The sequence below is a fragment of the Defluviimonas salinarum genome, from assembly GCF_026013545.1.
GTDB lineage: Bacteria > Pseudomonadota > Alphaproteobacteria > Rhodobacterales > Rhodobacteraceae > Albidovulum > Albidovulum salinarum.
The window spans coordinates 1-24,262 of the sequence record NZ_JAPDOG010000016.1; the positions used below are offsets into that span (position 1 = coordinate 1).

Annotated in this window: 23 protein-coding genes; 9 read left to right on the plus strand and 14 right to left on the minus strand. The window is 67.1% G+C overall.

Going from position 1 to position 24,262, the window contains the following annotated elements; translation table 11 throughout:
* From OM960_RS16480 to amaB, 4 genes are all read left to right on the plus strand, one after another.
* Positions 1-192, plus strand: a 192-nt coding sequence (locus tag OM960_RS16480; protein ID WP_264772728.1) for an acyl-CoA dehydrogenase family protein, incomplete at its 5' end; no start/stop codon positions are given.
* A 105-nt stretch (positions 193-297) separates the two neighbouring features.
* Positions 298-2,487 carry a dehydrogenase E1 component subunit alpha/beta gene (locus OM960_RS16485; protein ID WP_264772729.1) on the plus strand — a complete coding sequence of 730 codons (2,190 nt, stop codon included), beginning with the start codon at positions 298-300 and terminating at the stop codon, positions 2,485-2,487.
* The gene (locus OM960_RS16490) at positions 2,484-3,527 is read left to right on the plus strand and encodes an ACP S-malonyltransferase (RefSeq protein ID WP_264772730.1); all 1,044 of its coding nucleotides are present in this window, start codon (positions 2,484-2,486) and stop codon (positions 3,525-3,527) included. The genes OM960_RS16485 and OM960_RS16490 overlap by 4 nt, the downstream gene beginning before the upstream one ends.
* A complete protein-coding gene (gene amaB / locus OM960_RS16495; protein ID WP_263339218.1) occupies positions 3,524-5,023 on the plus strand; it encodes an L-piperidine-6-carboxylate dehydrogenase in 1,500 nt (499 codons plus the stop codon). The genes OM960_RS16490 and amaB overlap by 4 nt, the downstream gene beginning before the upstream one ends.
* A 170-nt stretch (positions 5,024-5,193) precedes the next feature.
* On the opposite strand, the gene OM960_RS16500 is transcribed toward amaB, so the two are convergent.
* Entirely contained in the window at positions 5,194-5,712 is a 519-nt protein-coding gene (locus tag OM960_RS16500; protein ID WP_264772731.1) for an SF0329 family protein, read from the minus strand.
* A 296-nt stretch (positions 5,713-6,008) separates the two neighbouring features.
* Between OM960_RS16500 and OM960_RS16505 the strand changes: the two genes are divergently transcribed.
* Entirely contained in the window at positions 6,009-7,091 is a 1,083-nt protein-coding gene (locus OM960_RS16505; protein WP_263339222.1) for a saccharopine dehydrogenase C-terminal domain-containing protein, read from the plus strand.
* A gap of 61 nt (positions 7,092-7,152) precedes the next feature.
* On the opposite strand, the gene OM960_RS16510 is transcribed toward OM960_RS16505, so the two are convergent.
* A complete protein-coding gene (locus OM960_RS16510) occupies positions 7,153-7,350 on the minus strand; it encodes a hypothetical protein (RefSeq protein ID WP_264772732.1) in 198 nt (65 codons plus the stop codon).
* A 146-nt stretch (positions 7,351-7,496) separates the two neighbouring features.
* Here OM960_RS16510 and OM960_RS16515 point away from each other — a divergent pair, with 146 nt between their 5' ends.
* A complete protein-coding gene (locus OM960_RS16515; RefSeq protein WP_264772733.1) occupies positions 7,497-9,497 on the plus strand; it encodes a BTAD domain-containing putative transcriptional regulator in 2,001 nt (666 codons plus the stop codon).
* Positions 9,498-9,798: 301 nt separating this feature from the next.
* On the opposite strand, the gene OM960_RS16520 is transcribed toward OM960_RS16515, so the two are convergent.
* A complete protein-coding gene (locus OM960_RS16520) occupies positions 9,799-11,175 on the minus strand; it encodes an NAD(P)-binding domain-containing protein (RefSeq protein ID WP_264772734.1) in 1,377 nt (458 codons plus the stop codon).
* Positions 11,176-11,311: 136 nt separating this feature from the next.
* Here OM960_RS16520 and cysK point away from each other — a divergent pair, with 136 nt between their 5' ends.
* Both cysK and OM960_RS16530 read left to right on the plus strand, forming a co-directional pair.
* Positions 11,312-12,382, plus strand: a complete 1,071-nt coding sequence (cysK, locus tag OM960_RS16525; RefSeq protein WP_264772735.1) for a cysteine synthase A — start codon at positions 11,312-11,314, stop codon at positions 12,380-12,382.
* A 97-nt stretch (positions 12,383-12,479) separates the two neighbouring features.
* Positions 12,480-13,181, plus strand: coding sequence for a DUF1194 domain-containing protein (locus OM960_RS16530; protein ID WP_263339235.1), 702 nt, complete (start codon positions 12,480-12,482; stop codon positions 13,179-13,181).
* Positions 13,182-13,195: 14 nt separating this feature from the next.
* Here the strand turns inward: OM960_RS16530 and OM960_RS16535 are convergent, their stop codons facing one another.
* From OM960_RS16535 to OM960_RS16560, 6 genes are all read right to left on the minus strand, one after another.
* A complete protein-coding gene (locus tag OM960_RS16535) occupies positions 13,196-13,963 on the minus strand; it encodes a bestrophin-like domain (RefSeq protein ID WP_263339238.1) in 768 nt (255 codons plus the stop codon).
* A gap of 83 nt (positions 13,964-14,046) precedes the next feature.
* Entirely contained in the window at positions 14,047-15,078 is a 1,032-nt protein-coding gene (locus OM960_RS16540) for a trans-3-hydroxy-L-proline dehydratase (RefSeq protein WP_264772736.1), read from the minus strand.
* Positions 15,079-15,092: 14 nt separating this feature from the next.
* On the minus strand, positions 15,093-16,769 hold the full coding sequence (gene lhpI / locus OM960_RS16545; protein ID WP_264772737.1) for a cis-3-hydroxy-L-proline dehydratase: 1,677 nt from the start codon (positions 16,767-16,769) through the stop codon (positions 15,093-15,095).
* 16 nt (positions 16,770-16,785) lie between these two features.
* Complete coding sequence (locus OM960_RS16550; RefSeq protein WP_264772738.1) at positions 16,786-17,787, minus strand: 4-hydroxyproline epimerase; 1,002 nt, start codon at positions 17,785-17,787, stop codon at positions 16,786-16,788.
* The gene (locus OM960_RS16555) at positions 17,784-19,070 is read right to left on the minus strand and encodes an NAD(P)/FAD-dependent oxidoreductase (RefSeq protein ID WP_264772739.1); all 1,287 of its coding nucleotides are present in this window, start codon (positions 19,068-19,070) and stop codon (positions 17,784-17,786) included. The genes OM960_RS16550 and OM960_RS16555 overlap by 4 nt, the downstream gene beginning before the upstream one ends.
* A gap of 147 nt (positions 19,071-19,217) precedes the next feature.
* Positions 19,218-20,108 carry a dihydrodipicolinate synthase family protein gene (locus tag OM960_RS16560; protein ID WP_264772740.1) on the minus strand — a complete coding sequence of 297 codons (891 nt, stop codon included), beginning with the start codon at positions 20,106-20,108 and terminating at the stop codon, positions 19,218-19,220.
* A 139-nt stretch (positions 20,109-20,247) separates the two neighbouring features.
* Between OM960_RS16560 and OM960_RS16565 the strand changes: the two genes are divergently transcribed.
* Entirely contained in the window at positions 20,248-20,907 is a 660-nt protein-coding gene (locus tag OM960_RS16565) for a GntR family transcriptional regulator (protein ID WP_263339250.1), read from the plus strand.
* A 41-nt stretch (positions 20,908-20,948) separates the two neighbouring features.
* On the opposite strand, the gene OM960_RS16570 is transcribed toward OM960_RS16565, so the two are convergent.
* From OM960_RS16570 to narI, 5 genes are read right to left on the minus strand one after another with little or no spacing between them, the layout of a single operon-like run.
* On the minus strand, positions 20,949-21,611 hold the full coding sequence (locus OM960_RS16570; RefSeq protein ID WP_263339252.1) for a 5-formyltetrahydrofolate cyclo-ligase: 663 nt from the start codon (positions 21,609-21,611) through the stop codon (positions 20,949-20,951).
* A 26-nt stretch (positions 21,612-21,637) separates the two neighbouring features.
* Complete coding sequence (locus tag OM960_RS16575; protein ID WP_263339255.1) at positions 21,638-22,150, minus strand: DUF2478 domain-containing protein; 513 nt, start codon at positions 22,148-22,150, stop codon at positions 21,638-21,640.
* Positions 22,151-22,163: 13 nt separating this feature from the next.
* On the minus strand, positions 22,164-22,778 hold the full coding sequence (locus OM960_RS16580; protein ID WP_263339257.1) for a carbonic anhydrase: 615 nt from the start codon (positions 22,776-22,778) through the stop codon (positions 22,164-22,166).
* A gap of 1 nt (position 22,779) precedes the next feature.
* Positions 22,780-23,571, minus strand: a complete 792-nt coding sequence (locus OM960_RS16585; protein WP_264772741.1) for a peptidylprolyl isomerase — start codon at positions 23,569-23,571, stop codon at positions 22,780-22,782.
* 1 nt (position 23,572) lies between these two features.
* On the minus strand, positions 23,573-24,256 hold the full coding sequence (gene narI / locus OM960_RS16590; protein ID WP_263339263.1) for a respiratory nitrate reductase subunit gamma: 684 nt from the start codon (positions 24,254-24,256) through the stop codon (positions 23,573-23,575).
* Positions 24,257-24,262: the final 6 nt, after the last annotated feature.

Here is a 24,262-nt window from a genome sequence, read left to right on the forward strand (position 1 = left end):
AACAACTGCGGCAAGGCGCTCGATATCGCCCGCATGGCGCGCGACATGCATGGCGGCAACGGCATCCAGGAAGAATTCCAGGTCATGCGCCATGCGATGAACCTCGAGACCGTCAACACCTACGAAGGCACGCACGATGTCCACGCCCTCATCCTCGGGCGCGCGATCACCGGGCTGCAGGCCTTCTTCTGATTTCTTCTTTTCGAAAATATCCCCGCCGGAGGCTCCCGGCCCATCCGCTGGATGCCTCCGGCGGGGATGTTTGGAAAAAGAAGAAGAGCGAAAGAGTTCTGGATCATGGATCGCGCCGATATCGTTCATGACAACTTCCTCAGACGCGTCGCTTCGGGTGATCTGCCCGGTGGTGCCGCGCCGGTCGGGCCGCTATCGGCGGCCGAGGCGGTTTCCGTCTATCGCGCGGGGTGCTTGTCCCGTGCGCTCGACCGGCAGAGCCGCGCCATGCAGAAGGCGGGGCAAGGATTCTACACCATCGGGTCCTCGGGGCATGAGGGGCTGGCGGCGGTTGCCGCCGCGCTTCGCCCGACCGACATGGCCTTCCTGCATTACCGCGACGCCGCCTTCCAGATCGCGCGTGCGGCGCAGGTGCCGGGCCAGTCGATTGCCTGGGACATGCTTCTGAGCTTCGCGGCCTCGTCGGAGGATCCGATCTCGGGCGGACGGCACAAGGTTCTGGGCTCGAAGGCGCTCAACATCCCGCCGCAGACCTCGACCATCGCCTCGCATCTGCCGAAGGCGGTGGGCGCGGCCTATGCCATCGGTGCGGCCCGACGTCATGCGCCGGAGCACAAGGCGCTTCCAGACGACGCCATCGTCTATTGCTCTTTCGGCGACGCCTCGGCCAACCATTCGACGGCGCAAGGTGCGTTCAACACGGCAGGGTGGACCTCCTATCAGTCGATCCCGCTGCCCCTGCTCTTCGTCTGCGAGGACAACGGCATCGGCATTTCGACCAAGACCCCGAAGGGCTGGATCGCGGCGACATTTTCGAACCGGCCGGGGCTGAAGTACTTCCACTGCAACGGGCTCGACATCTACGAGACCTTCCGCGTTGCCCAGGAAGCCGCGCATTACGTGCGCACGCGGAAGAAACCCGCGTTCCTCCATGTCGGCACGATCCGGCTTTACGGTCATGCCGGGGCGGATGTGCCCACCACCTACCTTTCCCGTGACGAGGTCGAGGCCGAGGAGGCGAATGACCCGCTCCTTCATTCCGTGCGGCTGCTGGGCGAGGCCGGGGCGCTCAAGCCCGCCGAGGCGCTCGCGATCTACGAGGAGACCAACGCCCGGGTGGCGCGGATCGCCGGCGAGGCCGTGAAGCGGCCGCGGCTGAAGACCGCCGAAGACGTCATGGCGAGCATCATCCCGCCGAAACGGCCTTGCAAGCCGACGAACGGCCCCTCGGCCGAGGCGCGGGCGGCGGCTTTCGGATCCGACATGAAGGCGATGGACGAACCACAGATCATGTCGCGGCTCATCAACTGGGCGCTCACCGACCTGATGCTGGAGCATCCCGAGATCGTCATGATGGGCGAGGATGTCGGCCGCAAGGGTGGCGTCTACGGTGTCACCCAGAAACTCACCCAGCGGTTCGGGCCGGACCGGATGATCGACACGCTTCTCGACGAGCAGTCGATCCTCGGGCTTGCGATCGGCATGGCGCAGAACGGCTTCGTGCCGATGCCCGAAATCCAGTTCCTCGCCTATCTCCACAATGCCGAGGACCAGATCAGGGGCGAGGCGGCGACCTTGCCGTTCTTCTCGAACGGGCAGTACACCAACCCGATGGTGCTCAGGATCGCGGGCTTGGGCTATCAGAAGGGCTTCGGCGGGCATTTCCACAACGACAACTCGGTGGCGGTCCTTCGCGACATTCCGGGCGTGATTCTCGCCTGCCCGTCGAACGGGGCCGACGCGGCGAAGATGATGCGCGAATGCGTGCGGCTCGCGCAGGAGGAGCAGCGCGTCGTGGTGTTCCTCGAACCCATCGCGCTTTACCCGATGCGCGATCTTCACGGCGAGAGGGACGGCGGCTGGATGCGTGTCTATCCCGCCCGAAACGAGCTGATTCCGTTTGGCGAGGTGGGCGTCCACGGTGACGGCCAGGATCTCGCCATCGTCACCTTCGGCAATGGCACCTACCTCTCGCGGCAGGCGGAAAAGCGGCTGGCCGAGGCGGGCGTCAAGACGCGCGTCATCGACATGCGCTGGCTCTCGCCGCTGCCCGCCGACACATTGGTGGACGCCGCGAAGGGCGCGAATCGCGTCCTCATCGTCGACGAAACCCGCCACTCGGGCGGCGTTGCCGAGGCGCTGATGGCGCTCTTCGCGGAGCGCGGCGACGTGCCGGTGGCGCGGCTCACCGCGGAGGACAGCTTCATCGCGACCGGCCCCGCCTATGCCGCGACGATGCCGTCGGCCGACAGCATCTTTGACGCCGCGATGGCGTTGATCGGGGGTGCGAAATGAAGACCGCCGTCGTCATCTGCCCCGGTCGGGGCACCTATACCAAGACCGAGCTCGGCTATCTCAAGCGGCATTTCGGGGACCGCGCGCTGCTCGGCGCCTTTGACGCGACGCGCGCCGCGCTCGGGCAGGAGACGCTGTCGGCGCTCGACGGGGCCGCCTCCTATTCGGTGGCGAAGCACACCCGTGGCGACAATGCGAGCGCCCTGATCTACGCCGCGACGCTCGGTGACTTTCGCGCCATCGACGGCGACGAGGTCGAGGTCGTCGCGGTCACCGGCAACTCGATGGGCTGGTATTCGGCGCTCGCCTGCGGCGGGGCGCTGACGGCCGAGGCGGGGTTCGAGGTCGTCAACACGATGGGCACGCTGATGCAGGAGGCGCTGATCGGCGGCCAGCTCATCTACCCATTCGTGGGCGAGGACTGGCGGCCCGATCCGGCGCGGAAGGCCGAGCTGATGGCGCTGATCGCGGAGATTGCCGCCCGCGCGGACCATGTGCTGACGCTCTCGATCGACCTCGGTGGCATGCTGGTCATCGCCGGGAACGAGGCGGGGCTCGCGGCCTTTGAGGCCGCGGTTCCGCCGGTACAGGGTCGATTCCCGATACGGCTCGCAAACCACGCGGCGTTCCATTCGAGCCTTCAGGCGCCGGTCGCCGAGCGTGGCCGCTCGCGGTTGTCGCCCGCGCTCTTCAGCCAGCCGAAGCTGCCGATGATCGACGGGCGCGGTGCGATCTGGTGGCCTGGTGCCACCGACACCCACGCGCTTTGGGACTATACGCTCGGCCACCAGGTGACCGAGACCTACGACTTCACCCATGCGATCCGGATCGCGGCGCGGGAATTCGCGCCCGATCTCTTCCTCGTCACCGGCCCCGGCACCACGCTCGGCGGCGCGGTTGCCCAGTCGCTGATCCTCGCGGATTGGCGTAGCATGGGCTCGAAAACCGAATTCCAGACACGGCAACAGGCGGAGCCTCTGTTGATCTCCATGGGCATGGACGATCAGCGGGCCACCGTCACGAAGGGAGAGCCAAGATGACCCATGACGACATCCTCAAGGCCGCGGGCCTGACCAAAGACGAGTTGAGCGGCGGTACGCTCGCGGTGCATTCGCCCATCGACGGGGCGGAAGTGGCGCGTGTTCACGAGACTGACCCGGCCGACATGCCCCGCGTCATCGCCAAGGCGCAGGAAGCCTTCAAGGCCTGGCGCACCGTGCCGGCGCCGCGCCGCGGCGAGCTGGTGCGGCTTCTCGGCGAGGAACTGCGGGCGGCCAAGGAGGAACTCGGCGCCGTCGTGACGCTGGAGGCGGGCAAGATCACCTCCGAGGGCCTCGGCGAAGTGCAGGAGATGATCGACATCTGCGACTTCGCGGTCGGCCTCTCGCGCCAGATCTATGGGCTCACCATCGCCTCCGAACGCCCCGGCCACCGGATGATGGAAACCTGGCATCCGCTCGGGCCCTGCGCGATCATCACCGCCTTCAACTTCCCGGTCGCGGTCTGGTGCTGGAACACGGCCCTCGCGCTCGTCTGCGGCGATCCGGTGATCTGGAAGCCGTCGGAAAAGACGCCGCTGACCGCCATCGCAACGATGAAGATCATGGACCGCGCGCTGAAGCGCTTCGGCGACGCGCCCGAGGGTCTCTGCCAGCTGGTGATCGGCGGCCCCGCGATCGGCGAGGCACTGGTGAGTTCGAAGGACGTGCCGATCGTTTCGGCCACCGGCTCGACCCGGATGGGCGGCATCGTCGGACCGAAAGTGTCGGCGCGCTGGGGAAGGCCGATCCTCGAGCTTGGCGGCAACAACGCGATGATCGTGGCGCCCTCGGCCGATCTCGACATGGCGGTGCGCGCCATCGTCTTCTCCGCCGTCGGCACGGCGGGCCAGCGCTGCACGACACTCCGCCGGCTCATCGCGCACACCTCGATCAAGGACGATCTCGTCGCGAAGCTGACCAAGGCCTATGCCTCGCTCCCGATCGGCGATCCGCGCAAGGGCACCACGCTCGTGGGTCCGCTGATCGACCATGCCTCGCGCGACCGGATGCAGGCCGCGCTGGAGAAGGCGAAGTCCGAGGGCGGCACCGTCCACGGCGGCAAGGTTGTGGCCGAGGGCGTGCCGCAGGGCGGCGCCTATGTCACCCCGGCCATCGCCGAGATGCCCGAGCAGACCGACACCGTCCGCACCGAGACCTTCGCGCCGATCCTCTATGTCATGGGCTACGAGACGCTGGACGAAGCCATCGCGATCCAGAACGACGTGCCGCAGGGGCTGTCGTCCTGCATCTTCACGCTGAACATGCGCGAGGCCGAGGCGTTCCTCTCCGCCGCCGGCTCCGACTGCGGCATCGCCAACGTCAATATCGGCCCCTCGGGCGCCGAGATCGGCGGCGCGTTCGGCGGCGAGAAGGAGACGGGCGGAGGGCGCGAAAGCGGTTCGGACGCCTGGAAGGGCTACATGCGGCGGCAGACGAACACGATCAATTATTCCGCGCAACTCCCGCTGGCGCAGGGCGTGAAGTTCGACTTCTGACCGCACGGAACCCGGTCCCGGACTTGATCCGGGACCTCGCGACAGACCCAAGAGGCCCCGGATCAAGTCCGGGGCTTCGTCGATTCAGGTCACAAAAGTCGGTGCAATGCCAATCGAATGGTCCGCTCCCAATGCTCCTTCTGGGTACGAACCGCAGTCCCGCTAGCGGGTCATTGAGATACGCCTTCGGCTTCGCATCTTATCCCAAAAAAACGCCTCACGAGTTCTTGTTCACTGTTCATGTCAAGCGCACGGAGCCGTCGCTTTCCGAGCCTGCGGTCGAACATTCCCAGCGCTCGAATGATCGTCTTGTCGGAGTTGAGGATTTGGTCAATTGACAGGTTAAGATACTCGAAAAGGGCATCGTTGAAGTTACACAGGGAAATTGCGGCCGTTGATTCAAGCATTATTTCCGTTTCGTCATTCGCCGCTAAGCATCCTCCGATGTGCGCCGATTCTTCAGGATGTTGGCGATCCCACTCCGCCTGAAGTTTTGCGCTCCCGGTATATAATTTCTTCCAGTATGTAAGTGTTCCCATGCTGTGGACGCGCATCTTGTCGACCGTGATCCAACCCTCGCCGACAGCGTCGTGAGCATGCCGATATCTGGTGGTCCACACTTCGACGCGTCCCCGAACGCTGTCGGCGAAGCAGTCTTCGATGCGCTGTTTGAGTTTGCTCCATTTCACCCCAAAAAACTCCACTAAACGGGACTACACCACAATACGACACTTTGTGGCCGTTTGAAGGAACCGGGGGTTGCCTGGATGCCGCGATCATTTCGCCGCCAGGGGCTTAAGGTAGACATCGGACCTGTAGATGGAAATCAGCACCTACCCCCGGCAGAATGACCGACCACCCCGGCACTTTTTTACACCCGAGGCCTGAAACCGCCGGAATGGCTGGCGAAATCGCCCGTGGGCCGGGGCAGGTTGGGCGCAACCGGCGTCACGCCGGATTCCAAAATAACGAAAGGAAATCGGGAATGTCGTTCACCAGAGTCGCGGTTCTCGGTCTTGGCAAGGTGGGCCACCTTGCGGCGGAGCTTCTGGCCGAGGCGGGCTTTGCCGTCACCGGCGTCGATGCGCGCGAGGTCTCGGGCTGTCCGTTCCCGGTCCGCACCGCCGACCTCACCGACAAGGACGCCCTGCGGGCGATCCTCAGGGACCAGGAGGCGGTGCTGTCCTGCCTGCCCTATCACCTCAATATCGGCGTCTCGACCGTCGCCCACGGGCTCGGGCTCCACTATTTCGACCTCACCGAGGACGTGCCGACGACGAAGCATATCCGCGAACTGGCGACGACCGCGAAGGGCGTCATGGCGCCGCAATGCGGCCTCGCCCCCGGTTTCGTCGGCATCGTCGGCGCGCATCTCGCGGACATGTTCGACAAGGTCCGCTCGATCCGGCTCCGCGTCGGCGCGCTGCCGCAGAACCCGACTGGCCTCCTGGGCTACGCCTTCAACTGGTCGCCCGAGGGCGTCGTCAACGAGTACCTCAACGATTGCGAGGTGATCGAGGAGGGCGTGCACAAGACCGTCTCGGCGATGGAATGGCTGGAGACGATCTATATCGACGGCGTGAAGCTTGAGGCCTTCACCACCTCCGGCGGGCTCGGCACGATGTGCGAGACCTATGCCGACAAGATCGAGAACCTCGACTACAAGACCATGCGCTATCCCGGCCATGTGGAATTGATGAACTTCTTCTTCCACGAGCTCCTGATGCGGGAAAACCGCGAGGCGGCGGGCAAGATCCTGACCCACGCGAAGCCCCCCGTGGACGAGGACGTGGTCTATGTCCATGTCGCCGCCGAGGGCTGGGTGGAAGGCCAGCTGAAGCGCAAGGAATTCGTCCGCGCCTACTATCCCCTGGAGATCGGCGGCAAGCGGCGGACCGCGATCGCCTGGACGACCTCGGCCTCGGTCGTTGCCGTGATCGAGATGGTGCGGGCGGGCAGGCTGCCGCAGCAGGGGTTCCTCAAGCAGGAGGAAATTCCGCTCACGCCCTATCTCGAGACCCGGACCGGCAACTACTACAACATCGGCCACAAGGGCCGGCACGGCTGAACCGCCGACGCCCGGGGGGGCGGAAACCGCCCCCCCGGAGAGGTCCGCCGGCGTCTGCGGATCAGGCCCGCATTGCGGTGACCGGGGTCCACATGCCGCCCCGGCGCCGCACCCGCCTGGCCCCCTCCATAAGGCCGCGCAGCCGCTCGGCGCGCCAGCCGGTCAGCGGGCCGGCGGCGTGGTCATAACCGGCCCGGGGATCGCGGGTCAGGTTACGCAGATACATCTCGTGGGCCAGCGGGTTCACATCGAAGCACATGGTCTGTCCTTTCCGTTCTTGGATTGCGGGTCGATGCACCTAAGATGCTGGTAGGGCGCTCGGGATCCGTACGACCCGGCGTGACGGGGGCGTGAAATCGTCGCCGCCTCCCGCAAAATCGACCGCGGCATCCGAGGGCTGGAATATTGACGAGACGCAACCGCCTTCACCTCCGGCTTCTGGGTCCGCTATCGGCCACAAGCGGCGACGGGACGCCCGTATCCTTCCCGACGCAGAAATCCCAGGCGCTGCTGGCAATGATCGCGCTGGCCGGACCCGGCGGGCTGCACCGCGACACCTCGGCCGACCTCTTGTGGAGCCGCAGCGGCCAGACGCAGGCGCGCACCAATCTCCGCCAATCGCTCGCGAGCCTGCGCAGGGCGCTTGGCGCGGATGCCGATGTCATCGAAACCCGGGGGCCGATGCTCGGGCTGCGGTTCGATGCGGTCGACCTGGATATCGACGCGCTCGGCAAGGATGCCCCGCCGCGAACCGCCGGGCAGCGGCTCGACCACCTCGCGGCGGCGTCGACGCTGCTTTCCGGGCTGTCGGTCAACGAGCCGCCGTTCGAGGACTGGTTGACGGCCGAACGCGCGAGGGTCGCAGCCCTCGTGACGTCGGAACTCGCCCAGATCGCCGAGGCGCTGATCGGCACGGAGAACCTCTCCGGCGCGTCCACGGCGGCCCGCAAGCTCCTTGAGCTCGACGAGTTCAACGAAGCGGCGCATCGGCTGGTGCTGCGGATCCTCCACGCGCAGGGGGAAATCGCCTCGGCGCTGCGACACTACGAGGCGATGCGCGACCTGTTCTCGGATGAGCTCGGCATTCAGCCGGGACCGGCAACCACCGCCTTGATCGGGCGCATCCGGACGGGCGCCGACGGTCCATCCACCTCCGACACCCCGGCGCGACCGATGGTCGAAGCCGCCAAGCCTCGCGACAAGCCCTCGGTCGCGGTGCTGCCGTTCACCAACATGAGCGGCGATCCCGAACAGGACTACTTCAGCGACGGGATTACCGAGGACATCATCACCGGCCTGTCGCGGTTCCGGACCCTGTTCGTCGTCGCGCGCCATTCCTCGTTCGCGTTCCGCGACGAGAATCTCGGGGTCCGGGAAATCGGCCAGAGGCTCGGCGTCCAGTATGTGGTCGAGGGCAGCGTGCGCCGCGCCGGAAGCAAGGTCCGCATCTCCGCGCAGCTTGCCGATGCCCTGACCGGCAACCATGTCTGGGCGGAGCGCTATGACCGGGAGCTCGACGACATCTTCGCCGTGCAGGACGAGGTCACGCGCAGCATCGTCGCCGTCCTGCCCGGACGGGTGCAGGAGGACGTGGCCGAACGCGCCTCGCGGATGCCGACGGAGAACATGAAGGCCTACGAATACATGCTCAGGGGCAAGTCGCTGCGCGACGGGCTGAATGCCGAGGACACCGCCGAGGCCCGCGAGCTGTTCAACAAGGCGCTGGAGCTCGACCCGCGCTACGCCCGCGCCTACATGTACCTCGCGGATACCTATGTCGTCGATGGATGGCTCGGCCTGGCCGAGGAGGGCGCCTCGGGCAAGTCGCTCGCGCTGTCGCGCAAGGGGGCCGGGCTCGACAACACCGACGTCTATATCCAGGACCAGCTCGGCTACGCATTCCTGTGCGAGGGGCTCTGGGACGAGGCCGAGGTCCAGTTCGACAAGACCCTGTCGAAGATCGTGAACGAGGCGGAATCGATGGCCTGGTGCGGCTATGCGTTCCTGCTTCTCGGCCGGCGCGAGAAAGCACGCGAGGTCGTGCTCGAGGCGATCCGGCTCGATCCGATGCATTCGCCCTCGATCGACTGGATCCTCGGCCAGATCCACTTCTTCGCGGGCGACTACGGGGAGGTCGTGCAGGTGCTGATCGGCGAGGCGCTTCTCAATTCGCTCGCCCATGCCTTCCTGGTCAGCGCCTATGCCCATCTCGGCCAGACAGACGAGGCGGGAACGGCCCTGGCGGAGTTCATCCGCATGCGGCGACGGGAATTCGCGAGCCGGAACATCGCCATAGAGAACGATACGGTCGAGAGCCTCGCCGGCGCCTACCGGGCGATGTGGCGCGACCCGAGCGATTGGGAGCATCTAGTGGGCGGGCTCAGGAAGGCCGGGCTGCCGGACTGAACGCGGCGGCTGTGATGCGCTGAGAATCAAGAGTGTGTCAGCACATCGTGTTGGTCCGCTTCGAGACCAAACCCGCCGTACGCTCTCGCCACAGCGAACTTCTGCTGCCCGCCCTCGCGCGACCGTCATGCTGACTGCGCCGAACGGACTCTCGCCGCACTGCCCCACCGTTCTGCGGGGCGAAGCGAGTAGCTGTCCTCCGCATCCTCGCTCCAAGCACAACCGCCTCCGTTGCGGCGTCACGAACACTGCTTGAATTGGTCCGTTTTTTTCCGCCGGTGATTGGCCGGGAGCGACTGATCTAATTGCTCCTGAGAACCATTTCTACGTGGTTGACCATGCGCTCCGCATCCGGGGCGGCGGCAAGGATTGTGCCGGAACGACGGGAAACGGAATAGGGCACGCCTGCGATGCAAAGCCCGGCAACGCGGGTAAGCCCGCCAGATTCAATAGGGGCGCCTCGATTGTCCAGTACGGCGGGCACCCGCAGGAAAGTGTAGTCACCCCGCACGCCTGTGCACCAAACCACTGATCCGACGCTCTGCGTCAGGTCAAGTTCCAGTATCGCCGGATCGGGGAGAGTCGGCACTACGGTCTCGGCAGGATCCGTTCGGGCCGCCGGTGCCATGATGCCATTGGCCGTCAGCCACGCATCGATCCGTGCCTTCGTCTCCGCGGCAGTCGTGTCCCCAAAGGCGACATTGACGCTCACATCTGAGTCGAAGTGCGCCCTGCCTGCGTCGATAGCAGTCAGTCGTCCTAGCAGTTGCACGCCCTGTGCGCTCAGTGACTGTAGGCTGATCGTGTGGTCGGCACCAACCAGCGCTCGCGTCGGAATCGGGCCCGCTGCCAGCAAATTGGCCTTCGGTATGTCCATGATGCCGGTGTCGACCATCCATGCCATACTGTGGCGGCCGCGATAGCTGTGGGTCTGCCGCGCCACGCGGCTCGTCGAGAGATAGACTTCGCGGCCGGCCCGGATAAGGTCCTCGGCGATTTGACCACCCGATTGGCCGCTTCCGACCACCAGCACCGCGCCTTCGGGCATTGACGTGGGATTGCGGTAGCTCGTCGCGTCGTATTGTGCCACGGCGTCCGGGACGTTGGCTGCCAGCGCAGGACGGACGGCCACGTTCTGATCACCGCTGGCGACGACGACACATCGGGACAGCACCGTCTCCCTGTCCAACTCGATACGATAACCGCGCCCGTGCGGCTCGATCCTGCGCACTTCCCGGCCACACTCGACCGGCAGACCCCGACGTCCCGCGTAATCTTGCATGAGGGCGATGAATTCCGCGACGGGCATGGCACCGTCAGGGTCGCCGCTGGTGTCGCGTTCGCCCGGCATGACGGTCTGATGCCTTGGAGTGTTTATTCTAAAGGAGTCCCACCTCTGGGTGCGCCAGGTCTCGGCAATACGGTGTCGTTCGAACAGGCGATGCTGGATGCCCCGGGCGGTCAGTTCACCGCTGACGGCTAGCCCAGCCCAGCCGCCACCGACCACGATGCACTCGAGCGCGCCGCCGCGAATCTCGTATCTCCCCCATATGGCGAGAGACCATATCATCCATTCTTGAGTGCAGGTGTTCCGAAATGCGGCCCCAAACGCTGGCTGGTCAAATGACCGCTCCGTCCCGCAATGCGGACCAACAGGATTTGCGGATCTGTCGAACATCAATGGGTTGCGCCGGTCGGTCGAGCAACCGGGAAACCGATACTGAAAAGACCGGGTGAGGATTCCGGCGGGGCTGGTATAGTCACGGGGTCCGACCGGGGCTTCGGGCCCCGACCACATAACTCAGGGGGGATACATGGCCATCAGAACAACCAACGGCAGGGGCCGCCTTTTCGACAGCGTTCTCGACACGATCGGCGATACGCCGGTGATCCGGGTGAACAACCTCGGGCCGGACCATGTGACGATGTACGTCAAGGCCGAGGCCTTCAACCCCGCCGCCTCGGTCAAGGACCGGCTCGCGGTGAACATCATCGAGGCCGCCGAGCGCGAGGGCAAGATCAAGCCCGGCCAGACCGTGGTCGAGGCGACCTCGGGCAATACCGGGATCGGGCTTGCGATGGTCTGCGCGGCCAAGGGCTATCCGCTCGTGGTGACCATGGCCGACAGTTTCTCGGTCGAGCGGCGGCGGCTGATGCGGATACTCGGCGCCAAGGTGGTGCTGACGCCGCGCACCGAGAAGGGCACCGGCATGTACAACAAGGCGGTGGAGCTCGCCGAAAAGCACGGCTGGTTCCTCGCCCGCCAGTTCGAGACCGCGGCCAACGCCGATATCCACGAGGCGACCACCGCCCGCGAGATCCTCGGCGATTTCGCGGGCAAGCGGCTCGACTACTTCGTCACCGGCTACGGCACCGGCGGGACGCTGACCGGGGTGGGCCGGGTGCTGCGCAACGAGCGGCCCGAGGTCAAGTTCATCCTCTCCGAACCCGCGAATGCCGCGCTTGTTTCTTCCGGCACCAAGCAGGAGCGCGGGGCCGACGGATCGCCGGCCGCGAGCCACCCGGCCTTCGAGCCGCATCCGATCCAGGGCTGGACGCCGGACTTCATCCCACTCGTGCTGCAGGAGGCGCTCGACAAGGGCTTCTATGACGAGCTGATCCCGGTTCCCGGTCCCGAGGGCGTCGCCTGGGCCAGGAAGCTCGCCCAGAAGGAAGGGATCTTCACCGGGATTTCCGGCGGCTCCACCTTCGCGGTCGCGATGCGGATCGCCGAGAAGGCGGCGCCGGGGTCGGTGATCCTCGCGATGCTGCCCGATACCGGCGAGCGGTATCTGACGACACCGCTCTTCGAGGGCATTCCCGAGGACATGGACGAGGAGGAGCGGCAGATCTCGCTCTCCACACCGGGCTACCACATGCCCTGAACCCGCCGGGAAGCTCCGGCGACGGCGGTGGCGATCCGTGCTATCATGCCGGATCGCCGCGGCTTGTTCGCGGCGCGGCACCGACACGGGGAGCGACATGGGCCACCCGATCTGGCTTCGGACAACGCTGGCCCTCGCGCTGGCTTTCGGGGCGCCGGATGGCGCCGCGGCCTGTCGGCTGGCGTTGGTTCTGGCGATGGATGTCTCGAAAAGCGTCGACGGGCGTGACTACAGGCTCCAGTTCGGCGGCCTTGCGGCGGCGCTGCGTGACCCCGATGTCCGCGCCACGATCCTCGAACCGGACGAGCCGGTCGCCATCACCGTCTTCGAGTGGAGCGATGCGACCCACCACGAAGTGATCGCCGACTGGACGCTGGCGGAGACCGGGGCCGACCTCGACGGGATCGCCGCGCGGCTCGACCGGCATGAGCGTACCGGCCGGGGCCGGCGCACCGCCGTCGGCTCGGCGCTGGAATTCGCTCATGCGGAGCTTGCCAGGATGCCGGATTGCGCGCGGCAGACGATCGACCTGTCGAGCGACGGCTACAACAACCGTGGACCGGAGCCTGAAGCCGTCTACCTTGTGCGCGACTTCGATTCCACGACGGTGAACGCGCTGGTAATCGGCGGCCGGGCCCGGCCAGAACTCATGCGCTATTACGAGACGCGAGTGATCAGAGGCGTCGGCGCCTTCGCGATTCCGACTTGGGATTTCTCCGACTACAAGACCGCCATCCGCGAAAAGCTGCTGCGGGAACTCGCGCCCGCAGCGGTCGTCGCGTCAGCGCCCACGGACTGAACCGGACGAGCGGCTCATCCGTCGCCGATCTCGGTTTCGAGCAGGCGCTCGAACGCGACCGGCGCCAGCGCGCCCGGGGCCGAGAACGGGTCGGAGATCGCGTAGATGATGAACATCACGATGCCGCTGAAGCCGCCATATACACTGAGCAGCATCAGGTGCAGCCGGGTTGGCGAGAAGATAAAATAGGGCAGCGTCACCAGCACCACGCCTGAAAGCGCCGCGAACCAGAAGAGCCCGTTCGGGGAGTTGAGCGCGCTGTTCTCGCGCTCCTGCCGCAGCGTGGCGATGGCCTGCGCCCGGTCGATCATATGGTGCCTGAGCGCCTCCTCGCGCGGTGTACTAGGCACGAGGTCGAGCACCGCTTGATAGACGATCTCACGCAGGCGCCAGCCCTCGGGCGCGAGCCGGTCGGATTCCGCGAGAAGCGGCCATTCCTCGTCGACCACCACCCGCACATAGGCCGAGAGCGCGGCATGGACCTCGCCCTCGCTTTCGGCGCCATAGCGGTGGATGTCGTTATAGATGTCGGCGATCGCCGTGGCCTCGTCGACGAGGTCGTTGCGCACGAGATTATAGTTCTGGATCTCCTGCGCGAAGATCAGGGCGAGGATCAGGCCGTGCAGCGCCGAGACCCGGAAGATCACCGACCCGGCGAGATCCTGGGTTTCAGAGCCGTAGTCGCCGCCAACGATGGCGCGCATCGCGGAATAGGCAAGGAGTGCGACAGCGATCGTGCCGAAAACGAACAGTGCGCCGACACCCAACGTCATCGGATCCATGGCGGGCGGCTCCCTTCACATTCACATCGATGAATGAAGCTAACCGCATGTTTTCCCATGCGTCCAACAAAAAGGATCGCGGATCAGTCTCCCGCGCCCCAGGTATCCTTGAGCCGGTAGCCCTGCGGCCAGGGATCGTCGGGGTCGAGCAGGTGCTGGTGGATGCCGGTGATCCAGCCGCGGCCGCTGATCTCGGGCACGATGGCGGGCCGGCCGGCGACGTTCGCGAGCGCCGCGATGCGCCCGGCGAAGGTGCTGTCGATGATCGAGCGCGCGGTGAGAGTCTGGCCCTCTGCCATCACGCCCTTCGCGTGAAGAACCGCCATCCGCGCCGAGACGCCGGTGCCGGTCGGCGAGCGGTCGATCTTGCCGGGCTGGATCGCGACGGCGGAGCGGGCGGTGAAGCCGGTCGCGTCGGGTCCGAGCGGCCCGGCGAAAAGGCAAAAGGAGATATGATCCCAGTCGGGCCGCTCGGGATGGGCGAAGCCGAGCTGGGCGTTCGCGGCATTGGTGATGCGGGTGCCGAGCCGGGCGATGTCGCGCGCCTCGTCGGGCGCGATCTTCAGGCCCAGCGCCGCGGCGTCGACGATCACGAAGCTGTCGCCGCCGAAGGCGGTGTCGACCATGAGCGTGCCGAGCCCCTCGACCTCCAGCTTGGCATCCAGCCGGTCGGCGAAGGAGGGCAGGTTCCTGACCGTGATCCGCTCGGCCTTGCCATTCCGGCAGTCGGCGCGGACCCGGACGAGGCCGCCGGGCGCTTCGAGCGTCAGTTCGGTCACGGGCTCGGTCATCGGCAGGATGCCGGAATCGAGAAGCACCGTCGCGACGCAGATCGAATTCGAGCCGGACATGGGCGGCGTGTCCTCGGGCTCCATGATGATGAAACCCATCTGCGCTTGCGGATCCTTCGGCGGCACCAGCAGGTTGACATGGCGGAAGACCCCGCCCCTCGGCTCGTTCAGCACGAAGGCGCGCAAGGCCCCGTCCTCGGCGATGTGGCGGCGCTGGTCCCAGAGCGTGGCGCCGGGCGGCGGGGCCACGCCGCCGACGATGACGTCGCCGACCTCGCCCTCGGTATGGGCGGAGATGACGTGGATGGTCTTGGTGCTGCGCATCGGGGTCGTCCTTGTCAGGTGAGCCAGTCGGGCGGGGTGTCGGACGCCCTGCCGGTCAGCGCCGCCGCGACGCAATCGGCAAGGCTGCCGAAGCGGACGGCGCGGCCGGAGAGCGCCGGGGCGTAATGGGCGTATTTGCCGGAATTGGTCATCAGCGTGCGGGCGGCCGGCGGAAAGACCGGTTCGGAAATCGAGCACCAGCAAAGGTCGGGCACGATGCGGATGCCCGCCGCTTCGAGCCGGCCGAGCGTGCCGTCGGCCCGGGTTGCGGCGAGCGTGTCCCGGCCGAGGGTCACGATCGCGGCGGTGCCGGGATGGCAGTGGCGCCCGTCGACAAGATCAGCCAGTTTCCGGCATTCGGCGGCGGAGAAATGCGGCGAACCGAAGGCGACGAGGTCGACCTCGCTGGGGCCGGAGTTGAACTTTGCCCAGCTGCGGGCGAGGTCGGCGCGGGTGATCCGCACCGTGTCGGCGCCGGGCGCGGGGGCAAGCCCGGCCTCGGGCGTGATCCCCGCGACATGCAGCATCGGCGCGGCCGACGTGGTGCCGAAGGCGGCGCAGAGCGCCTTAAGGTCATCGGTGGAGGGGGTCGTGCCCTCGAGCCCGGCCAGGAGCGGGATGCGGTCGGGCGCGAGACGCCCCGCGAGATAGCCGAGCATCGGCCAGAGCGCATCGTCATGCGCCTCGGGCAGCTCCACCCGGATCACGCGGCCAGCGCGGCGGTTCTCTTCGAGATAGACGCCCGAGAGCGGTGCCCGACCGGTCAGCGCGATGCAGAGGTCGAGGAAGTCCGGGTGCTTCACGGTACGCGCGCCGAGCACCGTATTGGCGTAAAGGACGGCGTTGGACTCCGCCCAGGCAATGGCCTCGCCGGTCGCCGGGGCGGCGTCGAGCAGGTAGGGCGCGCAGGTGAAGCTCGGGGCGGCGCCCATCTCGACATAGGCATCGGCGAGCCGTGCTGCCGGATCGCCGAAGGCGGGCGGCACGCCCTGCGCGCGCCAGTTCGCGTGATCGACCGAGATCGCGTTGGTCGTTGTCGGGATCCGCACCCGCGCACCCATCTCGGCCATGGTCCGGGCGAAAGTGAGATTGGCGGGGCTCGCGTAGATGCAGCCGTCGATATGGGCGCGGGTCACGTCGATCAGCCCCGTCGCGCCTTGCACCGCGGCCATGGTGCAGATGATCTCCATCGCGAGCCGCGCCGCCTCGCCCTCCGCCCCCGCAAGCATGGCGTGGTCCCGCGACGTCAGCGCGAGATCACCCGCGAAGAGCGGCGTGACCGACAGCGACAGGCCCTCGGCCTCGATGTTGGTTCCAGTGAGCCGCGCCGCCGGTTTCGAGGCCAGCGCCGCGTAGCTGTCGGCATCGAGCCGGACAACGGCGAGCGGCCGATCATACATCCGCGCCGCGATGAGCGCGCCGAGGGTCAGGATGTCCTCGGCCTCGCGGAAGATCAGTGCGCCAGGGGCGTGGCCGCTCAGGGCCAGTTCCAGCAGCACGCCGCTGCCCGAGCAGGAGCCGCGGCTGGTCGGCATCATCACGATGCGGCCCGCAAGCGCCGTGCCGCAGGCCGGGTGGTGGGCGTCGATCACCCGCCCGGTAACGGGATCGACGCCGCCCCAGAAGCTCAACCCTTCGGCGAGCGCGACGACTGGACCTTCGGCCTTCGCGGCGATGATGCTCGTGGCCATCACGTATCCCTTTCGCTCAGGTCACGACGAAGCCATGCGCGAACGGGTCGCGGTCGTCGATGAAGATCGTGTTGTAGCCGGTGACCCGCGCCCAGCCGGCGATCGAGGGGATGATCGCGTCGCGCTCGCCGACCTTCGTCCGCCCCTCGATCCGGCCCTTGAAGAGCGAGCCGATGATGCTTTCGTGGACGAAGTCCTCGCCCTCGCTGAGACGCCCCTGCGCCGCCCACTGCGCCATCCGCGCAGAGGTGCCGGTGCCGCAGGGCGAGCGGTCGATGGCCTTGTCGCCGTAGAAGACCGCGTTGCGGGCGGTGGCCTCGGCATGCTTCGGCGCGCCGGTCCAGAGGATGTGGGACAGCCCCTTGATCTCGGGTTTCTCGGGATGGGCGAACTCGTATTTCGCGTTCAGCGAGGCGCGCAGCTTCGGACTCCAGCCGACGAGATCAAGGGCCCGGTTGTCTTCGATGTCGCGGAAATTCGCCTGACTTTCGACAACGGCATAGAAGTTGCCGCCATAGGCGACATCGACGGTGATCTCGCCCAGACCCTCGACCTCGGCGGTCAGCCCCTCGGCGTGAAGGAAGGCGGGCACGTTCGTCAGCCGCACTTCCTCGACGAAGCGCCCCTCCTGCCGGTATTCGGCGATGACGAGCCCCGCCGGCGTGTCGAGCCGCAGGACGCCCGGCGTCTTGGGACTGACGAGACCGTTCTCGATGGCGGTCGTGACCGTGCCGATGGTGCCGTGGCCGCACATCGGCAGGCAGCCCGAGGTCTCGATGAACAGGACGCCGACGTCGCAATCCTCGCGCGTGGGCGGGTAGAGGATCGAACCCGACATCTGGTCATGGCCGCGCGGCTCGAACATCAGCCCGGTGCGGATCCAGTCGTACTCGGCGAGGAAATGCGCGCGGCGCTCCAGCATGGTCGCGCCCTGAAGCTGCGGCGCGCCGCCGGCGACGAGGCGGACCGGGTTGCCGCAGGTATGGCCATCGATGCAGAGGAAGGTGTGGCTGGTCATATGAGGCCCTTGAAACGGTCCGGGGCGAAGGGGGAGAGGTCGATGGCCGGCGTCGCGCCGGTCAGGAGGTCGGCGACCAGATCGGCGGTGGCCGCGGACTGCGTGAGCCCCAGATGGCCGTGGCCGAAGGCATAGATCACGTTCCGCGCATGGCTCGCCCGGCCGATGGCCGGCAGCGTATCGGGAAGCGACGGCCGGAAGCCCATCCATTCGGTGCCGCCCTCGGTCTTCAGACCGGGCATGAAGCCCGCGGCCTTCTTCAGCATCGCCCGCGCGCGGGCGTAGTTCGGCGGCAGGTCGAGCCCGCCAAGCTCCACCGCGCCGCCGATGCGGATGCCGGTCGACAGGGGCGCCGCGACGAAGCCGTGTTCGGAAAACGTGATGTGGCGGCGGAGGTCGAAGGCGCCCGGCGGCAGCGTGGTGTTGTAGCCGCGCTCGGTCTCGAGCGGGATACGATCGCCGAGGCTCGCCGCAAGCCGGTGCGAATGGGCGCCGGCGGCAATGACCACGCGGGAAGCCGTGATCGTGGAACCGTCGGCGAGATGGATCGCCGCGCCCTCGAGGCCGGTCTCGACCGCCCGCGCCTCGGCGGTGTCGATCCATCCGCCCTTGCGGATCAGCGCCTCGGCAAGCGCCAGCGTGTAGAGCTTCGGATCCGCGATGGCCCACCATTCCTCGGTCGCGATGCCGTGGGTGAACCGCGGCGAGAGCCCGGGCTGCACCTCGGCGATCGCGTCGGCGCCGACGAGCGTCCGGTGACCGTAACCGAAATGCCCTGCTTCCTCGCACTCGCGTCGCGCGGCGTCGAAGGCACGAGCCGATTCCAGCACCTGAATCTGGCCGGTCTTGCGCAGCATCGCCGCGGTGCCGGTCAGCGCCATGAAGGGTTCAAGCGTCTTTTTCGCGTGGCCCATGAGTGCCGCCTGCGCCCGCGTGGAGGCAGCGACGCGGCCCGGCAGGCTCGCCTTCGCGAAGCGCAGCATCCAGGGCACGATGCTCGGCGCATAACGCGCCGGGATCGACAGCGGCCCGAGCGGGTCAAGCAGCCATTTCGGCGAGGCGAGCAGCGTGTCGGGCGAGGCGAGCGGGTGGATCTCGGAAAACGCGAAGCCACCGGCATTGCCCGCCGAGGCGCCGGAGGCGGGGCCAGTGCGGTCGATCACGCGGACGGTGAGCCCGCGCGACAGCGCGGCATTGGCGACGGAGAGGCCGATGACGCCCGCGCCGATCACGACCAGATCGGCAGGTGAGGTCGGATCGGCGGGGCGGGTGGTGGTGGTCAATTCGGGCCCATTTCCTAAAAGGTCATGCCATGAGACAGTCGGTTTTCACGGTCGCGTGGAACCCGGCCGTGCGCAGGTTGACCACGACCATAGCGGCCTCCGCATTGGCTCGGAAGTGGTACGCGCAACCGGGGACCGGGTATTCCATCAGGCAGCCTTGGCGAACTTGGCGAGGTCCGGGCGGCAAGCGATGCGCTCGGCGATCAGCGCCTCGACCCGCGCGCGGTGCTCGCCGGTGAGCGGCATGCGCGGGGCGCGGACATGCTCGGTCGAGCCGAGCGCCATCGCCTCGGCGAGCTTGATCTGTTGGACGAGGAAGGTGGAGACGTCGAGGTCGAGAAGCGGGCGCAGCCAGCGGTAGATCTCGCGCGCCTCCACGATCCGACCCGCCTTGGCGAGATCGTAGATCGCCTGGTTTTCCTTCGGGAACGCGATGGAGACGCCGGACACCCAGCCGTCGCAACCCATCAAAAGCGCCTCCAGCCCGAGGTTGTCGACCCCGGTCAGCACCTTGAACCGGCCGCCCACGGTGTTGAAGATCTCGGTGCAGCGGCGGATGTCGTCTGAGCTTTCCTTGATCGCGACCATCAGCGGGTTCTCGGCAAGCTCCACCATCATCTCTGGCGTCACGTCGACCCGGTAGCCGACGCGGTTCGAGTAGATCATCACCGGCAGCCCGCCGGCGTTGGCGATCGCGTTAAGGTTGGCGATCGTCTCGGCGCGGTTGGTGTGGTAGATCGGCGAGGGCACGATCATCAGCCCGTCGGCCCCGGCCTTCGCGGCGCGGGCGGCCAGCGCGCAGGCCTCGCGGGTGCCGGCTTCGGAAATCGTCAGAAGCGCAGGCTTCGTGCCGGCCACCGATTTCGCGATTTTCAGTACCTCGAGCCGCTCGTCGGGCGACAGCATGTTGCCCTCGCCGAGCGTTCCGCAGGTGATGAGCCCGGCATTGCCGGCCTCGATCTGGAGCGCGAAGCAGCGCTCCATTTCGGCGTGATCAAGCTCGCCCCCGGCGGTGAACTTGGTGGTCACGGCGGGCATCATTCCACTCCACATGGGCGGTCCTTTCCTGGGATGGGGCCGGTGCGGCGGGCATCGGCAGAATCTGCGTGACTTGGTTATCGGTTATTGGATACAATATGCAAGAGGAAATTGGATCCAATCTGCGACCGGAGGCGACGTGCAGATCGACAGCGTGAATATCGGCCAGACCGCCTCGGCGGCGGTGATCATCTACGAGGCCCTGAAGAAGGCGATCATCGAGGGTCAGCTCAAGGATGGCGAGCCGCTGCGCCAGGACGAGATCGCGCGGATGTTCAACACCAGCCGCATCCCGGTGCGCGAGGCGCTGACCATGCTTGAGCAGCAGGGACTGGTAGCCACCCAGCGCTACAAAGGCGCGGTCGTCGCCGGGATCTCGCCCGACGAGGCGGCCGAGATCTGGGATTTCCGCGCGCTGGTCGAGGGCCGCGTCATCGAGATGGCCGTCCCGCGGATGACGCCCGAGACGCTCGCCGCCGCGCGGGCGCATCTGGAGGCCTTCTCGAATGCGGCGAACCCGGTGGAATGGGGCGACCACAACCGGCATTTCCATACGACGCTCTACCGCGACAGCGCGCTCGCCTACCATCTCGGCATCGTCGAGAAGACGCTCGACAGGGTGGACCGCTACCTGCGCGCGCAGCTTTCGCTGTCGAACGGGGTGGCGCGGGCGAATGCCGAACACGAGGCGATCCTCGCCGCCTGCGAGGCGGGCGATGCGGCGCGGGCTGCGGAGCTGACGCGCCGCCATATCCTCGGCGCGAAGGCAAACCTGCTCGACCTGCTTTCGCGCGGCTGAGCCGAACACCTTCGGCGTCAGCGATTCCGAAGGACGGAATGTCAGGCGATGCCGTTTTCGGTGACGATCGCCCGCATCCGGATGTCGTGCGCCTGCGGGAAGATTGTCTCGAGGCGGGCGGCCGAAAGGCCGATGCCGATGGCGTGGATCCCGGGGTTGGCGGCAAGTGTCCGGTCGAAGTAGCCGCCACCATAACCGAGCCGGTAGCCCGCCGCGTCGAAGCCGACGAGCGGCGCGAGGGCGATGTCAGGCGTGACCCAATCGCCCGCCGCAGGAACGGGGATGTTCCAGAAGCCGCGCTCCATCTTCGCATCGGCGGTCCAGATTCGGAAGCGCAGGGGCGCGTGTTTCTCGGTCACGAGCGGCAGGGCGGCGCTCGCGCCGCGGGCGTCGAGCGACGCCAGCCAGAAGCGCAGGTCCAGCTCGGACTGGATCGGCCACCAGGCGGAAATGGCCTTGCCGCATATGTCGCCGAGAAGCCCGTCGAGATGGCGAGCCACCGTCTCCGCAGCGGCCTTGCGCTCCGACACGCTCAACGCCGCACGCTCTGCAAGAAGCCGGGCGCGCTCAGCCTTGCGCCAGCGCGCGACGTCGCGGGCCTGCACCGCGTCCACGGCGCCCGGTACGCCGCCTTCCTCCGCGCTCAGCTCGTGCAGGAAGCAGGGCGGCGAAGCGTAGCTCCGGCGGTCATCGTCTCCGGTCATTGGGGATCCTCCCGCGCAGGATCCTATCAGGCGGCCTCGGCCAGCGACAGCGCGCACCAGTCGGCGATGGTTCTCGGATCGGCTGGCAGTTCCTCGGCCAGACCTTCGGTGAAGGCGTGGAAGGCGTCGAGGTTGAGCGCATTGACGCCGAGGATCACCGGCAGGTCCATCGCCAGCGCCTCGGCAATGACGGGGCGGAAGCCGCGGCCCTCGCCCTCGTGCTTGCCGAACTTGTTGAGAATGAGGAGATCGGCACCCGCGCCGAGCCGGGCCGAAACATCGGCCACCGCCCCTTCCAGCGCGCCGGGGTCGAGCCGGCAGCCACGCGCATTGGCGCCGAGGTTCTGAGTGATGCCGATCACCGGGCCATCAGGCAGGATCCGGAGGTCCATGTCGCAGTGGAAGCGCTGCGGGCGCTGGACATTGGTCTGCACCACGCCGGCCAGGCGCAGGCCGCGCTCTGCGAGAAGGTCGGCCGCCTCGGCGAGAACCCGGTCGGTCAGGCCCTTTTCGGCGGCGGTGATATAGGCAAGGCGCATGGGTCTTCCTTTCTCAGCGGGCGTCGGCGCCGCTGATCGTGCAGTCGAGGTTTCTCAGGACCCCGTCGCGGATCCCGTAGATGAGGCCGTGCAGGAGCGGATATTCGCCCTTCGCCCAGGCCCGGCGCAGGATCGGGGTTTCGGCCACGCGGGCCACGCTTTCAAGGACATTGAGTTCCGCCAGCCGGTCGCGGCGCATCTCGAGGTCCTCGATCCGCGCCAGTTCATGGGCATGGCGCTTCGCGAGCCGCCGGATCGGCTCCAGCCAGTGGTCGGCGAGGCCGTGCGGCATGTCCTCCTCGGTCGCCGCGCGCACGCCGCCGCAGCCGTAATGGCCGCAGACGATGATCTGACGGACCTTCAGTGCGTCGACCGCGAATTCGAGCACCGAGAGCAGGTTCATGTCGGACGAATGGACGACATTGGCGACGTTGCGGTGGACGAAGACCTCGCCCGGCGCGAGGCCGGAGATCACGTTCGCCGGCACCCGGCTATCGGAACAGCCGATCCAAAGGAACTCTGGGGCCTGCTGTTCGGCGAGGCCGTCAAAGTAGTCCGGGCTTTCGGCGCGGATCTGCGCCGACCACTCGCGGTTGCGTTCGAGAAGAGCTTCGAGGACGTGTGCCATGTCATGCCGCCTTCAGATCGACGCCCGTCACCTCCGCCTTGTCGGCGAGGGTTTCAATGAAGTCACGGGCCGCCCTGGCCCATTCGGCCTTCGCCAGCATCGCGCGGATGCGGGGAGCGACGGTCTCGAATGGAAGGATTGCGCCCGGCGCGCGAGCGTCGAGCCGGATGATGTGGAGCCCGTAGCGGGTCGCCACTGGCTCGGCCGCGATCTCGCCCTCGGCGAGGCGGTCGAGGACGGCTTCGAATTCCGGCACGGTGTCGCCGGTCGCGATCTGCCCAAGCCGGCCGCCGGCATCGCGGGACGAGCAGGCGGACAACTCGCGCGCGAGCCGGTCGAACTCGCGCGGGGTCTTCGCGAGGTCGGCGAGGACGGCGCCGGCCTTCTCGCGCGCGGCCTCGAGCGCGGCGTCGTCGCCGGGACGGACCGGGAAGAGGATATGCGCGGCCTCGTAGAGGGTCGGCGCGCGGAACTTCGCCGGATCGGCGTCGTAGACGGCGCGCACCGCGTCGTCGCTCGGCGCCTCGGGGGTCAGCGCCTCGTCGAGGAGCTGGCGGATCAGTGCCTCCTCCTCGGTCTCGGCGCGGTCGCCCTCGGTCACCGGTTCCGGAGTGAGGCTCCGGGCGCGCGCCTCCTGCAAGAGGAGGGCGCGCACCGCCAGCGCACGGCCCGCAGCGCGCCAGGCGATGCCCGGTTTGCCCTTGGGCGCTTCGTGCATCTGCGCCTCGGCGGCGATGGTGGCGGCGGGGATGACCTCGCCGTTCACCGTGATGTCGCTCAGGAGCGGTCCCATCTCAGGCCCCGCGCTTCTTCGTCCGGACGATCTGGTAGCCGGGCCGCCAGATGTAGCGGATCGGCGCCGAGAGCATGTGGACGAGCCGCGTGAACGGGAAGAGCAGGAAGATCGTCAGCCCGAGGAAGATGTGCAGCTTGAAGAGCGGGCTCACGTCGGCGATGTAGCTCGCCGCCTGACCGTCGAAGGTGAAGATGCCGAAGGACCAGGCCATGAACTTCGTCATCTCGTGGCCGTCGAGATGCTGGAGCGAGACGAAGATCGTCAGGATCCCGAGCACGAGCTGCACCATCAGGAGGATCAGGATGCCGGTATCGGCGAAGGTCGAGTTCGCCCGGATGCGCGGATCGTAGAGCCGGCGATGGAGCAGCATCGCTCCGCCCGCGAGCGCCATGATCCCGGCCACGCCGCCGACGAGGACTGCCATCGTCTGCTTGAAGCCGTGGCCGATGCCGAAGGCGTCGAAGATCGCGATCGGCGTCAGGAGCCCGATCAGGTGGCCGAAGAAGATGATCAGCACGCCAACATGGAAGAGGCTCGAGCCGATCACCAGCTGCTTGCGGCGCAGGAGCTGCGACGAGGACGATTTCCAGGTGAACGGGTCGCGTTCATAGCGCGCGATCGAGCCCAGGAGGAGCACCGAGAGCGCGATGTAGGGATAGGTTCCGAAGAAGAATTCGTGCATCGTGAG

Coding starts and splice junctions, on each gene's coding strand:
- OM960_RS16540 (WP_264772736.1), bottom strand. CDS start 15,078: ATGCGCAGCACCAAGACCATCCACGTCATCTCCGCCCATACCGAGGGC.
- lhpI (WP_264772737.1), bottom strand. CDS start 16,769: ATGGCCACGAGCATCATCGCCGCGAAGGCCGAAGGTCCAGTCGTCGCG.
- OM960_RS16530 (WP_263339235.1), top strand. CDS start 12,480: ATGGGCCACCCGATCTGGCTTCGGACAACGCTGGCCCTCGCGCTGGCT.
- amaB (WP_263339218.1), top strand. CDS start 3,524: ATGACCCATGACGACATCCTCAAGGCCGCGGGCCTGACCAAAGACGAG.
- cysK (WP_264772735.1), top strand. CDS start 11,312: ATGGCCATCAGAACAACCAACGGCAGGGGCCGCCTTTTCGACAGCGTT.
- OM960_RS16510 (WP_264772732.1), bottom strand. CDS start 7,350: ATGTGCTTCGATGTGAACCCGCTGGCCCACGAGATGTATCTGCGTAAC.
- OM960_RS16570 (WP_263339252.1), bottom strand. CDS start 21,611: ATGACCGGAGACGATGACCGCCGGAGCTACGCTTCGCCGCCCTGCTTC.
- OM960_RS16490 (WP_264772730.1), top strand. CDS start 2,484: ATGAAGACCGCCGTCGTCATCTGCCCCGGTCGGGGCACCTATACCAAG.
- OM960_RS16575 (WP_263339255.1), bottom strand. CDS start 22,150: ATGCGCCTTGCCTATATCACCGCCGCCGAAAAGGGCCTGACCGACCGG.
- OM960_RS16520 (WP_264772734.1), bottom strand. CDS start 11,175: ATGTTCGACAGATCCGCAAATCCTGTTGGTCCGCATTGCGGGACGGAG.
- OM960_RS16560 (WP_264772740.1), bottom strand. CDS start 20,108: ATGCCCGCCGTGACCACCAAGTTCACCGCCGGGGGCGAGCTTGATCAC.
- OM960_RS16550 (WP_264772738.1), bottom strand. CDS start 17,787: ATGACCAGCCACACCTTCCTCTGCATCGATGGCCATACCTGCGGCAAC.
- OM960_RS16535 (WP_263339238.1), bottom strand. CDS start 13,963: ATGGATCCGATGACGTTGGGTGTCGGCGCACTGTTCGTTTTCGGCACG.
- OM960_RS16485 (WP_264772729.1), top strand. CDS start 298: ATGGATCGCGCCGATATCGTTCATGACAACTTCCTCAGACGCGTCGCT.
- OM960_RS16585 (WP_264772741.1), bottom strand. CDS start 23,571: ATGGGACCGCTCCTGAGCGACATCACGGTGAACGGCGAGGTCATCCCC.
- OM960_RS16580 (WP_263339257.1), bottom strand. CDS start 22,778: ATGGCACACGTCCTCGAAGCTCTTCTCGAACGCAACCGCGAGTGGTCG.
- OM960_RS16505 (WP_263339222.1), top strand. CDS start 6,009: ATGTCGTTCACCAGAGTCGCGGTTCTCGGTCTTGGCAAGGTGGGCCAC.
- narI (WP_263339263.1), bottom strand. CDS start 24,256: ATGCACGAATTCTTCTTCGGAACCTATCCCTACATCGCGCTCTCGGTG.